Origin of the sequence: Acinetobacter sp. YH01010 (assembly GCF_013420775.1) — a bacterium.
GTDB lineage: Bacteria > Pseudomonadota > Gammaproteobacteria > Pseudomonadales > Moraxellaceae > Acinetobacter > Acinetobacter amyesii.
Genome location: NZ_VOYF01000011.1, coordinates 78,033 through 90,592 on the forward strand (window position 1 = coordinate 78,033; position 12,560 = coordinate 90,592).

Sequence of the window (12,560 nt, forward strand, 5' to 3'; positions counted from 1 at the left end):
TTTTAAATTACGACCTTTTATCTTGAGGATAAAATTTTATGGGGCTTTTGATCTTTGTTTTAATCATCATTGCATTGGTGATTGGCGCAATCATGATTCGCAACAACATTGTCCGACATCACAATGCAACCATTCGTGCATGGTCAGATGTAGCTAGCTATGAACGTCAAAAAATCAAAATTTTAGATGGATTACAGCCTTTGGTTGAGCAATATTCCAATTTTGAACAAGGGACTTTGGCAAAAGTCACTGAACTCCGTCAAAACATTATGAATTTGAACATCAATAGTACCGATGTCAGCCAATTACAGCGTATTGAAGCCTTAAATCAAGATCTGATGCGCAGCCTGAATGTTGTGGTTGAAAACTATCCTGAGCTCAAAGCCAATGAAATTTATCTGAAAATGATGAATGAAATTGAAGAACAAAACGAAAATGTCGGTGCGGCGATTACCATTTTTAACCGCAACGTCGAGTTGTTCAACAACCACATTCAAGTGTTTCCAAACAATATTATTAATACGCTATTGCTGAGTAAAAAAGCGGTTCGCCCTTTCCGCGATCAAGCTGCCAGCCAAAATTTTGATTATCGTCCGAACTTTTAAGTTCGGGCTTTAACGTACCAAAGTAAAAAAATAATGATGAGGTGATCAAGCACCTCCAAAACTAGAAAGAAAAATAAAATATGCACAATCAAATTAATGCACTAAAAAATGTGCTGATTCAGGCGTTTTTCAAACTCTATGAGCAGCACCAAGACGACCATATTTACGCATGTACATTGGCGTTCAATCCCTATTTATCCATAGACTATATCGCAGTCTCTACGCAGCGTAGTATTTTTGCCGAAGATGAAGATTCTGCTCAATATCTTACAACGCATGATCGATGGAATGTGTCGAAATGGCGCTATCGTAGCCTACCATCTTTAAGTCAAGACTTGGCGCAGTTCAAACTGACATCTGTAAATGAAGTGGGTTTTTTAGACCTCAATCCATCTTCGATCGAAAGCTCAATGAAGTCTGAGTCAACTAACCATCTTTCAATCTTGCTCAATGCCATACAACAAACAAAAGTCGACTTGGCTCAGTCCTACGGCATTGAATTGGACAATATTCTGTTTTTTATCACGGTGCCTACACAGCCCGAAATAGAGATTTATTCAGCTCAAGTTTTAAATACTCCAAATACACAACTTGATGATTTTCTCAAATCCAAACAACCGCTCAAGCTCGACAGCTTACCCAAGCGTATGAAGCTGTCTCAGTATGATAAAGACCTGCTGATTGATTTGGCTCAAATCGTTGAAATACAACCTTATAACTATTTACATGTTGCCAATGAAGTCTATCTTTTAAGCTTAGAAAAAACCTATGCAACCACGAATCCTTATATTCAAAAGCTCATTGACAGCATCGTGGCCATGACATCGGACCCGAAAGGTACATTTGCGATGGAAAAAGAAGAAATTTTGCAGCGAATTAACCAGTTCTATTTTAATGCCAAGAGTTCAGATGAAGCCCTATCACAAGATGCAATCTATAAATTTACAGACTTAACACCCGACAAAGCTAGCGTTTAACCGCAGAATCAAGGAAAATAGAGCACTTTTAGCACTCTTACCATCAGCGAACTGTTTTTTCGCCTTGATCTGGACCTTGTATGAAGTTTGAAAAATTGGCGCAATCGGGCCGTGCTCGTCGCGGCCGTTTAACCCTTGAACATGGTGTTGTTGAAACACCTATGTTCATGCCTGTTGGTACTTACGGTACTGTAAAAGGCATGCTCCCACGTGACATTAAAGAAATTAAATCCCAAGTTATTTTGGGCAATACCTTCCATTTATATCTACGCCCAGGCCTAGATGTTATTCGTGAACATGGTGGTTTACACCAATTCATGAAATGGAATAACCCGATTTTGACAGATTCAGGCGGTTTCCAAGTCTTCAGTCTTGGCGCTATGCGCAAAATTAAAGAAGATGGCGTAACTTTCCGCTCTCCAATTGACGGCTCTAAAGTCTTTTTATCTCCTGAAATTTCGATGGATATTCAGCACACACTGAATTCAGACATCGTGATGATTTTTGATGAATGTACGCCTTATCCTGCGACACATGAAGAAGCGCAAAAATCATTGCAGCTTTCATTGCGTTGGGCGAAACGTTGTAAGACTCAACATCATGACGTGCTGAAAAACCGTAATGCCCTGTTTGGTATTATCCAAGGCGGCATGTACGAAGATTTACGTGATGAATCTTTAAATGGTCTGAAAGAAATTGATTTTGATGGTTATGCCATTGGCGGCTTGTCTGTTGGCGAACCTAAAGAAGAAATGATCAAAGTATTGGATTATCTTCCAGAGAAAATGCCTGCGGATAAACCACGTTACTTGATGGGTGTCGGTAAACCAGAAGATATCGTAGAAGCGGTTCGTCGCGGTGTCGATATGTTTGACTGTGTGATGCCAACACGAAATGCACGTAATGGTCATTATTTTGTGACTGACGGTTTAGTGCGTATTCGCAATGCCAAATATCGTCATGATCAAAGTCCGCTTGACCCACATTGCGACTGCTATACCTGTACAAACTTCACCAAATCTTATCTCTTCCATCTTGAGAAATGCGGCGAAATGCTCGGTTCGATGCTCGGTACTATTCATAACTTACGTTATTACCTGCGTCTGACTGAAGCGATGCGTGATGCTCTCGATCATGGCACTTTTGATGAGTTTGTTGAAGACTTTTATCGTCGTCGCGGCATGGAAGTGCCACCTTGTCCTCAAGATTAATTCTTTCAGCATTTGCGCTGAAGAAAAAGACAAGGTAAATTGCTGAACAAGTCCAATTTATTTATCAAAGTATTGATAACCAGTTTTTTTAGTTTAGGAAAATGAAATGAGCCTTTTTATTTCTACTGCTCACGCGGCAGGTGAAGCTGCACAGCAACCAAGCATGATGGCAAACCTGTTGATGATTGCGGTATTTGTCGCAATCTTCTACTTCTTGATCTGGCGCCCTCAATCAAAACGTGCAAAAGAACATCGTGCACTAATTGAAAGCCTAGGTGTTGGTAGTGAAGTTGTTTTTGCGGGCGGTTTAATGGGTAAAATCACGAAAATCGAAGGTGATTTTGCAGTTGTTGAACTGAACCGTGGCGTAGAAGTAAAAGTACAACGCGCAAGTGTGATTTCAGTTCTGCCTGAAGGCACTCTAAATAACCTTTAATCAAAAAATAAGTCGTGCACCCGCACGGCTTTTTTCATTTTAAGAAGAAAACGAATGCGTTACCCAGCATGGAAATATCTACTGATTCTAGTGGTACTAGTCATCAGTACATTATATGCCCTGCCAAGTTTGTATCCTGATGAACCTGCTGTTCAAATTTCAGGTGCCAAAGCCGGTACCCAGATTGATCAAAGCATCGTACAAAAAGCAGAGCAGATTTTAAAATCTGAAAATATTGCCAGCCATGACAATAGCTTCACCAATAATGCCGCTTTATTACGTGTTGATTCGAGCGAACAACAATTAAAAGCAAAAGAAGCACTGCGTCGTGGGCTCGGTGAAAATTATGTCGTCGCACTGAACCTTGCGCCTACTACGCCAGAATGGCTACAAAAAATTGGTGCTAAACCAATGAAGCTAGGTCTGGATTTACGTGGTGGTGTACATTTCCTACTTGAAGTGGATATGGATAAAGCCATTTCACAACGTATGGAAACGTCTGCGGCTGACTTACGTCGCCAACTTCGCGACAATAAATTAAAATTCAATAGCTTATCTTTGAACAACAACACCATTACGATGCAATTTGCAAATAATGATGATCGTTCTGCAGCTATGGATTTCCTTCGTCGTAACGGCAATGAATATACTCAACAAGCGGTTGCAACAACTGAAGGTTCAACACTACGTTTAAGCTACACAGATACACGTAAACAAGAAATTCAGTCTTATGCTGTCAACCAAAACTTAACAACTTTACGTAACCGTATTAACGAGTTAGGTGTAGCGGAAGCATTAGTACAAACTCAAGGTAGCAATCGTATTGTGGTTGAATTACCGGGTGTGCAAGATACTGCTGAAGCAAAACGTGTACTTGGTCGTACTGCAAACCTTGAGTTCCGCTTAGTTTCTGACTTAAATGATCAATACATCGATCCATACACAGGTCAAGCCAAAGGCTCATTACCGCCGGGTACAGAAGCTTTTGCTTATGAATCTTTGGACAGTGGTCGTCAATTATTGCTTAACCGTAACCGTATCTTAACGGGTGAACGTGTACAAAACGCGTCATCAGGTTTTAGCCAAGATACAGGTGGTGCTGAAGTAAACATTACGTTGGACACTGCAGGCGGTAAGTTGATGTCTGAAGCCACTCGTAATGCTGTAGGCAAACGAATGGCTGTTCTGTTCATCGAGAACAAACAAAAAATTAGTTATGTTGCTGATCCTGCAACAGGTACACAAACTGAAGTTCGTACACCTTATACCGAATCTGTGGTCATCAATGCGGCAACTATTCAAGCCGTATTAGGTTCTCAGTTCCGTATTACTGGTCTGGATTCACCTCAAGAAGCATCTGAACTTGCATTGATGTTACGTGCAGGTGCTTTGGCAGCGCCAATGTACTTCGTGGAAGAACGTGTGATTGGTCCGAGTCTCGGTCAAGAAAACATCGACAAAGGCGTATTATCAACTCAAATCGGTTTCTTATTGGTTGCTATTTGGATGGTGGTCTTCTTCCGTGTGTTCGGTTTGATTGCCAACTTTGCTCTCGTGGTTAACCTTGCCATGATCTTAACTATCATGTCTTGGATTGGCGCATCCCTCACCCTGCCGGGTATTGCAGGTATCGTAATTACCATTGGTATGGCGGTCGATGCCAACGTACTGATCTGTGAGCGGATACGAGAGGAAATTAAATGGGGTGCCTCACCGAAACAGGCGATTGTTGCGGGTTATGATCGTGCGTATAACACCATCTTTGACTCCAACTTAACCACATTCTTGGTTGCTTTCATTCTGTTTGCAATTGGTACAGGCCCGATTAAAGGCTTCGCGGTTACCCTAATGATTGGTATTGTGTGCTCAATGTTCACAGCAATTACTGTGACACGTGCAATCGTACAAATCATTTATGGTAAAAAACGTAACCTGAAGAAGTTGAGCATTTAGGAGATCTAAGATGACTGAAAATACTCAACCGAAACAATACGGCCGTCCTGACAACGAGCGCATTATTCCGTTTATGAAGATTGCCAAACCGGCAGCCTTGATATCGATTATTTTAACGCTCGCAAGTATCTTTTTTATTTGCACCAAAGGTCTAAACCTCGGTTTGGACTTTACTGGCGGTGTGGCAGCAGAGTTGAACTATAGTCAACCAGTAAAATCTACCGATGTGAGCTCAGCGCTGACAAAAGCTGGTTTTAAAGACCCTGTGGTACAAACCTTAGGATCTGACCGCGACCTGATGGTTCGTATGCCAGTTCAAAAAGACATTGAAGCTGAAGACCTAACCAAAGCCATTACGACTGCCGCTCAATTGCCAGGCAATAAAGCAGAAGTACATAAAGTTGATGTGGTTGGTGGTCAAGTCGGTAATGAACTCTACGTGCGTTCTGCGGGCGCTGTTGGTCTTGCCCTACTGCTCATGCTGGTTTATGTCACTATTCGCTTTGAGTTCAAACTTGCGATGGGCGCTGTACTGTCTTTATTCCACGATATCGTGGTGACCATTGGTATCTTTGCTATGATGCAGTGGCCGTTTGACTTAACAGTTTTGGCTGCGCTACTCGCGATTATCGGCTTCTCGCTCAACGATAACATCGTTGTATCTGACCGTATTCGTGAAAACTTCCGTAAGATTCGCGGTGCTGAACCTCTTGAAGTTGTGAACAGTGCTTTGACTGAAACACTTCGCCGTACCATTCACACCTCTATGACACTGTTACTGGTTGTTGTAGCGATGATGGTACTGGGCGGTGATGGTCTGAAATGGTTCTCTGTTGCAATGTTTGTTGGTGTATTTGTGGGTACATATTCATCAATCTACATTGGTACAGCCTTCGCGTTATGGCGTGGCCTGAACCGTCAAGACTTCATTGTACAAGTGAAGCCTGAGTTTGAAGAAGAAGAGATTCCTTAAGCTTTTCAACTTATAGTTCAGATCAAAACCCATCTTCGGATGGGTTTTTTTATGCGACTACCTTAAATAAATGAGCTAGGCAAAATCGCAATAATAGGATGTAACTTTTTAATATCGGATTGCAGGAATTCTACCTGTCGTTTTTGGTCTAGACTTGCAAATTGCCATGTATCATCTGTTTGCTGTATCACGTTTAAAATTAAATTTAAGCCATTTCGCAAATATACACAGGCTAGATCCGATCTCTCTACCCCTCGCCGTTCATCACAGACCACAAGCCAACCCTCTTGTAATACAGGGGCATAATACGATGCTGTGATGCGAATCAAATACAGGTCTTGAGTGTTTTTAAATAATGCTGAATATTGAGATGAATCATTTGAAATCGGTTTTAAAGAAAATGCCTGTGTCTCAACCACCTGCATTTCAAAAAGGACCAAGCTTGCTTGCTCCTCAGTGCACTTGTCTTGTTCTATAAACTGAACCTCATTATCTAAACTTCCCTTAATGAGTCCCAATTGTGACTCTAATTCACGTGCAAATTTCTCTCCAATCTGCCGATGACTATTTAATAATTGGGAAATTAAAGGAACCGCTAAGCCAAAATGTTCACACACAGCTTTACCATTTTTAAAGGGGCCTGTTGCAACCCAATGGTCAATGGCTTGTGTTAGATTCTGTCGACGCTTTTCAAAAAGCTCTGAAGGCAGCATAAGCACTCAATTTTATAATTTCTCTCCCTCAATATAATAAAAAACCCGCACACAGCAGGTTTTTTATACAGCTTTATTTTTAGCTACCTTGTACCAATCGACGTGCGCTAATAATGCCTGGTTGTTGCTCTAAACGTGCCAACAGTTTCGACAACTGCGCCAAGCCTTTCACTTCAATCAACAGCTTCATATTGGCAATACCATCACTCTCGGAAATGGTATTCACCTGACGAATATTGATTTGGTCTGAGAAAATCACTTGAGTCAGATCTTTAAGCAAACCACGACGGTCATAAGCTTCCACCACGATTTGCACACTTTGACCACGAGTTGGCTGCATTTCCCAATCCGCTTCAACCGCACGTTCAGGCTCTTGCCCAATCATACGGATATAATCCGGACATGCGACCTTATGGATACTTACGCCACGATTCAGGGTGATATAACCAGCAATCGATTCACCATGCACAGGCTGACAACACTGAGCAATGTGTAGTTCTACATTGTCCAAACCATCAATCAAAATACCATGCGCCGAAAGCGTATGACTTGCACGAGGGTTCAATGTCGGTTTTAACACCAGTTCAGGCTCATCCTGATCGAGGTGCATATGACGGTTAACCTGATTGATTAAGGCATGCAGGCTAATGTCACCACTCACCAAGCCAATCAAGATATCTTCACCCAATTTCACATTAAAATGATTGCAGTAATCATTCAAATCGATACTTTTCGGGTGAATCGCCAAACGTGACAATTCTTTATTCAGAATCTCACGTCCCACTTCCAAGTTTTTACTACGGTCTTGCTGACGGAACCAATGACGCAACTTGTCACGTGCACGAGCCGTCTTGATATAACCCAGCGAGTTCACCAACCAATCTCGGTTCGGTTCACGATCTTTCTTGGTTAAAATCTCGACCTGCTCCCCAGTTTTTAGGGTATAGGTTAGAGGCACATAACGTTGGTTCACCCGTGCTGCATAGCACTTGTTACCCACTTCAGTATGCACATGATAGGCAAAGTCGAGCACAGTCGAACCGCGTGGTAATTCTTTGATATCACCGTCACGACTGAACACATAGATTTTCTCAAAATCTTCAAACTCTTGGATTTGTTCGAAGTTTTCAGAAGCCTCATCTTCTTTATGGGCGCTAGCATCATTTCGTTCTTGATAATGTTCAAGCACTGCACGTAAAGAATGTAAGCGATGATTAAATGAATAATCTGTGGTTTTAGAACCTTCTTTATAGTTAAAGTGCGAACACACCCCGAGCTCAGCTTCTTCGTGCATATTATGCGTACGAATTTGCACTTCTAAAGATTTGTTCTCTGCAATCACGGCCGTGTGCAGTGAGCGATAACCATTGGCTTTCGGGTTAGTAATATAATCATCGAACTGATGCGGAATATGACGCCAAATCTGATGAACGATCCCCAATGTGTGATAACACTCAGGCACATTATCCACCAAAACACGAACCGCTCGAATGTCATAAAGCTGATCAAAGCTCAGGTTCTTACTCTTCATTTTTCGATAAATCGAATAAATGTGTTTCACCCGACCATTAATCTCGGCCTCAATGCCATGATCTAATAGTTCTTTACGCAACTTTTCTGTCACGAACTGAATATATTGTTCACGCTCTAAACGTTTTTCATTCAGTAAAGAGGCAATTTCTTTATAGCGTTCAGGTGCTAGATAACGGAATGCGAGATCTTCTAGCTCCCACTTAAGCTGTGCAATCCCTAAACGGTGCGCAAGCGGCGAGTAAATGGTTAAAATTTCTCGTGCGACACGCTCTTGACGCTCTTTGGTTGAGTGCGCCAACTCACGTAATGCATAGGTACGTTCAGAAAGTTTGATTAATACAACACGAACATCTTCGGTCACCGAAATCAGCATTTTATAAATGCCGGTCAAATGTTCACGCTGATTATTATTAAAATGATCTTCTAGACGTTTATTTTGCTCAATCAGGTCAGACAACTTACCCATGGCAAGCGTGCCTTTCACCAAAGCATGCACTTGATCGCCAAATTTGCTTTGGACTTCTTCTAAACTGGTTACGCCTTCACGAACACTTCGATACAGCATAGCTGCTGATAACGTATCTTCATCCGCATACAGATGAGCAAGAATATCCGCCATTTCAATACCCGTATAGAAGGTATTCGAGCGATGGTTGACCGTTGTTTCAAGTTCATTCTGTAAGGTCAGATGTGCAACTTCTTCGAGTTGCTTTAGAGGAGCCCCGTCAAACATGCCACTCACACGCTCTAGCCATTCAGCTAAATCATGCTGTGCTTGCTCGGCATGTTCTACAGTCGTTTCCTGAGACAGCTCATTGAGACGTCCAGGTAATTGTTCACGTACTGTGACCATACCCTACTCCTAGTTTTCTACGCTTCATAACTTTTAATCGTTTATCTGATTTTCTTTTTCGAACAAAGCAATCGATTCGACATGCCCTGTATGGGTAAACATGTCCATGACACCCGCTTTTTTCAAACGGTAGCCTTGTTGTACCAACATTCCAGCATCGCGTGCTAGTGTTGCAGGATTACATGACACATAAACGATTCTTTTTGCACCAAATTTGGGCACATAACGCATTATTTCTTCTGCACCAGAACGTGGTGGGTCTATCAATAATGCATCAAATCCTTGTTTTGCCCAAGAATGATGCGAAAAATCTTTTGTTAAATCTTGTGAATAAAATTTCAGTTGCGAAAGGCCATTGTTTTGTGCATTTTCTGCACCACGCTGAACCATTTCTTCACTCCCTTCAACTGCAACGACTTGACCCGTTGAACCCACACATTGAGCAAGTGGTAAAGAAAAGTTTCCTAAGCCACAAAACAGATCTAGAACTCGCTCACCCTGTTGTAACTGAAGCAATTCACATGCCAGTTTCACCATTTGCGGATTAATCGTGGAATTCACTTGCGTGAAGTCCTGAGGATTAAAGCCAAATTCCACACCAAAGTCACTTAGACCATAGTGCAGACGCATCGGTGCATCGGGATGATCCACGCGATGTAAGCTGTCTGGCCCTTCAGGTTGTAAGTACAGTTGCCACTCTTTATGTAACGTAAATTTTACTAATTGGTTGACATCTTCCGCGCAAAGTTCCGCCGTATGACGAATCAGGAGGGCAATTTCTTGATCTCCCATGGCCAGTTCCATATGCCCAATATCTGCTTTACCTTGCAAACCTTGTAACAGTTGTTTGAGTGTGGTGATTGAGCCAAACTCACGATCCAACACCATACAACGGTCAATCGAAGTCAGTTTATTTGACTGGCTTTCACGAAAGCCGACCACGAGCTTATCTTTTGCAGGTAAGTAACGCACACCGATACGCGCTTTACGACGGTAATCTTCACGCAATGAACGTAAAGGAGCTAACCATTGATCAGGTTGTATCCCAGCAAAATGTTGCAAATGTGATTGTAAAACATCTTGTTTTAAACGAATTTGCTCGTCGGGATGAATATGCTGCATGCTACACCCACCACAGACCCCATAATGTGGGCAGGCCGGTTTAACCCGTAGAGCAGACTCTTCACTCAGCAACTCCAGACTATCTGCTTCTTCGAGACGCTTAACGACATTAGTAATACGCGCATGCACCGTTTCACCTGGCAATGCATAACGAATAAATACTTTCTTACCGTGTTTTTCCGCAGGATGATCTGGATGCGTCCCAAAGTGCGCTATGCCTCGCCCCTCATGTGAAAGCGATTCAACCTGAAATGTATAAATGGGTTGTTGGGCTTTTTGGGGTTTGGCTTTGTGTTTCATGCGTACCTAATGTGTGGAAGATGGGAAATCAGATTGAGTGAATTCGGTACGCTGCGAGGTTTGCTGCCATACCGATAAAAAGTCAGCGTGTTGCGGCTGAGTTTGTAAATATTGAATCGTACTTTGAATCAAGTGCTGATGATCATTTAACAATAACTGTCCTTTCAGCAACAGCCAGCGTAAATAAATCAACCATGTATTGAGCACATCACCTTCACAGTAGCTGGTCAGTTCCATCCACTGTTGTTCACGTACATATTCAGGCACATGGTAGCCACCATCACCACGTTTACCGGGGAAACCAAGTAAATGTGCTGCATCGTCGAGCTTTTGAAAATGACGACCATGGAACATGGCCATGACATCCATCAAATCTACATGACGATGATGATAACGATTCTGGTAGTTATTATAGCGCTTTTGCGTATCAATCTCGCCCTGATCGAACAAACTTGGTGCAGATAGTCCGTGATACATGGCACGGAACAAAATCACAGGCAAATCAAACTGTGAACCGTTCCAACTGACCAAGGTCGGATGACGCTTTTCAAAAATAGAAACGAATTTTTTTAAAATTTCAGCTTCGCTATTGTCTTCACGGCTAAATGAAAACAACTTCATGCCCTTTTCATCAATCCATAGTCCAGAGATACAGACAATTTCATGCAAGGCCAAACGCTGAAAATCCGTGCCCGCCTCTTGGCGACGCAGTTTAGTCAGCGCAGCATCTAGATCCACCTCAGGCAGATCCAGTCCATACAAATGCGCACCTGACTTCAAATCTGTCAGTGTTTCGATATCAAAAATTAAAACAGGTAAACGCATAAGTACTCACCAGTGCCGATCGGCCACTGTAATTATTCAGGATCCACAACAGAGAATAGACCAGTAGACAAGTAGCGGTCTCCACGGTCACATACGATGCAAACAATCACGGCATCCGGATTTTCTTCAGCCAATTTAACTGAAGCCCATACCGCACCACCCGATGAAGTACCTGCACTGATACCTTCTGTACGTGCCAATTTACGTGCTGTTTTTTCCGCTTCAATTTGCGGAATATCCATAATACGATCGACACGTGAAGAATCAAAAATCGTAGGAAGATATTCTTGTTGCCAACGGCGAATACCAGCAATGTTTGAGCCTTCAGACGGTTGTAAACCAACAATTTGAATATCCGGATTTTGTTCTTTTAAATATTTCGAAATCCCCATAATGGTCCCGGTGGTTCCCATTGAGCTGACGAAATGTGTAATTTTACCGCCTGTTTGTTTCCAAATCTCAGGCCCAGTAGTAAGGTAATGTGCTTCCACATTGTCTGGGTTACCAAACTGGTTTAGGACTAAACCTTTGCCGTCTTTTTCCATTTGAAGGGCAAGATCACGTGCTTCTTCCATGTTTTCTGATTCGATCAGTTCGGCACCGTAGGCACGCATGGCATCTTTACGCTCTTGGCTAGAACTTGCAGGCATGATCAAGGTCATTTTATAGCCACGCATTGCTGCAACCATAGCTAAAGCAATCCCTGTGTTTCCGCTCGTCGCTTCAATCAACGTATCACCCGGTTTAATCTGACCACGCTTTTCCGCTTGCATAATCATGTTATATGCAGGGCGATCTTTGACCGAACCCGCTGGGTTATTGCCTTCTAACTTGGCTAATACTGTTGCTTGAGTATGACTTGCCAGACGCTGTAAACGCACTAACGGCGTGTTGCCGACGTAATGGTCTAATAAAAAATCGTCTGCTTGAAAATCAGGGGTTGTATTACTCATTATTCACACCTATATCGAGGTGCGCCTATTGTATGAAAAAATGCCTTTGCCTGCACCCATTTGCCTCGCTTTTTCGCGAAAGTGATTAAAGCACAATCAGTTTTAA

At 42.4% G+C, this 12,560-nt stretch carries 11 protein-coding genes; 6 read left to right on the forward strand and 5 right to left on the reverse strand.

What is annotated here, in order from left to right:
• Positions 1-38 precede the first annotated feature (38 nt).
• The 6 genes from FTT77_RS11175 (at position 39) to secF (ending at position 6,155) form a co-directional block, all read left to right on the forward strand.
• Positions 39-605, forward strand: a complete 567-nt coding sequence (locus FTT77_RS11175) for a LemA family protein (protein WP_180109250.1) — start codon at positions 39-41, stop codon at positions 603-605.
• Positions 606-685: 80 nt separating this feature from the next.
• The gene (locus tag FTT77_RS11180) at positions 686-1,582 is read left to right on the forward strand and encodes a DUF4303 domain-containing protein (RefSeq protein ID WP_180109249.1); all 897 of its coding nucleotides are present in this window, start codon (positions 686-688) and stop codon (positions 1,580-1,582) included.
• A gap of 80 nt (positions 1,583-1,662) precedes the next feature.
• Complete coding sequence (gene tgt / locus FTT77_RS11185) at positions 1,663-2,793, forward strand: tRNA guanosine(34) transglycosylase Tgt (RefSeq protein WP_078191270.1); 1,131 nt, start codon at positions 1,663-1,665, stop codon at positions 2,791-2,793.
• 106 nt (positions 2,794-2,899) lie between these two features.
• Positions 2,900-3,229: a preprotein translocase subunit YajC gene (gene yajC, locus FTT77_RS11190; protein ID WP_078191271.1), complete on the forward strand. Its 330-nt coding sequence runs from the start codon at positions 2,900-2,902 to the stop codon at positions 3,227-3,229.
• A 54-nt stretch (positions 3,230-3,283) separates the two neighbouring features.
• A complete protein-coding gene (gene secD, locus FTT77_RS11195) occupies positions 3,284-5,182 on the forward strand; it encodes a protein translocase subunit SecD (RefSeq protein ID WP_111885819.1) in 1,899 nt (632 codons plus the stop codon).
• Positions 5,183-5,192: 10 nt separating this feature from the next.
• The gene (gene secF / locus FTT77_RS11200; RefSeq protein ID WP_111885820.1) at positions 5,193-6,155 is read left to right on the forward strand and encodes a protein translocase subunit SecF; all 963 of its coding nucleotides are present in this window, start codon (positions 5,193-5,195) and stop codon (positions 6,153-6,155) included.
• Between the two features lie 62 nt (positions 6,156-6,217).
• Here the strand turns inward: secF and FTT77_RS11205 are convergent, their stop codons facing one another.
• The 5 genes from FTT77_RS11205 to cysM form a co-directional block, all read right to left on the reverse strand.
• On the reverse strand, positions 6,218-6,868 hold the full coding sequence (locus tag FTT77_RS11205) for a hypothetical protein (RefSeq protein WP_180026757.1): 651 nt from the start codon (positions 6,866-6,868) through the stop codon (positions 6,218-6,220).
• Between the two features lie 79 nt (positions 6,869-6,947).
• On the reverse strand, positions 6,948-9,254 hold the full coding sequence (locus FTT77_RS11210) for a bifunctional (p)ppGpp synthetase/guanosine-3',5'-bis(diphosphate) 3'-pyrophosphohydrolase (protein WP_078194183.1): 2,307 nt from the start codon (positions 9,252-9,254) through the stop codon (positions 6,948-6,950).
• A 33-nt stretch (positions 9,255-9,287) separates the two neighbouring features.
• A complete protein-coding gene (rlmD, locus tag FTT77_RS11215; protein ID WP_180109248.1) occupies positions 9,288-10,676 on the reverse strand; it encodes a 23S rRNA (uracil(1939)-C(5))-methyltransferase RlmD in 1,389 nt (462 codons plus the stop codon).
• A 6-nt stretch (positions 10,677-10,682) separates the two neighbouring features.
• Positions 10,683-11,501 (reverse strand): 3'-5' exonuclease, encoded by an 819-nt coding sequence (locus tag FTT77_RS11220; protein ID WP_180004601.1) that lies wholly within the window; start codon positions 11,499-11,501, stop codon positions 10,683-10,685.
• 32 nt (positions 11,502-11,533) lie between these two features.
• Positions 11,534-12,454, reverse strand: coding sequence for a cysteine synthase CysM (cysM, locus tag FTT77_RS11225; RefSeq protein WP_180109247.1), 921 nt, complete (start codon positions 12,452-12,454; stop codon positions 11,534-11,536).
• Between the last annotated feature and the right edge of the window lie 106 nt (positions 12,455-12,560).

Excerpts from the sequence above, each read along its gene's own strand:
- FTT77_RS11175 (WP_180109250.1), top strand. The coding sequence starts at position 39 with ATGGGGCTTTTGATCTTTGTTTTAATCATCATTGCATTGGTGATTGGC.
- FTT77_RS11180 (WP_180109249.1), top strand. The coding sequence starts at position 686 with ATGCACAATCAAATTAATGCACTAAAAAATGTGCTGATTCAGGCGTTT.
- tgt (WP_078191270.1), top strand. The coding sequence starts at position 1,663 with ATGAAGTTTGAAAAATTGGCGCAATCGGGCCGTGCTCGTCGCGGCCGT.
- yajC (WP_078191271.1), top strand. The coding sequence starts at position 2,900 with ATGAGCCTTTTTATTTCTACTGCTCACGCGGCAGGTGAAGCTGCACAG.
- secD (WP_111885819.1), top strand. The coding sequence starts at position 3,284 with ATGCGTTACCCAGCATGGAAATATCTACTGATTCTAGTGGTACTAGTC.
- secF (WP_111885820.1), top strand. The coding sequence starts at position 5,193 with ATGACTGAAAATACTCAACCGAAACAATACGGCCGTCCTGACAACGAG.
- FTT77_RS11205 (WP_180026757.1), bottom strand. The coding sequence starts at position 6,868 with ATGCTGCCTTCAGAGCTTTTTGAAAAGCGTCGACAGAATCTAACACAA.
- FTT77_RS11210 (WP_078194183.1), bottom strand. The coding sequence starts at position 9,254 with ATGGTCACAGTACGTGAACAATTACCTGGACGTCTCAATGAGCTGTCT.
- rlmD (WP_180109248.1), bottom strand. The coding sequence starts at position 10,676 with ATGAAACACAAAGCCAAACCCCAAAAAGCCCAACAACCCATTTATACA.
- FTT77_RS11220 (WP_180004601.1), bottom strand. The coding sequence starts at position 11,501 with ATGCGTTTACCTGTTTTAATTTTTGATATCGAAACACTGACAGATTTG.
- cysM (WP_180109247.1), bottom strand. The coding sequence starts at position 12,454 with ATGAGTAATACAACCCCTGATTTTCAAGCAGACGATTTTTTATTAGAC.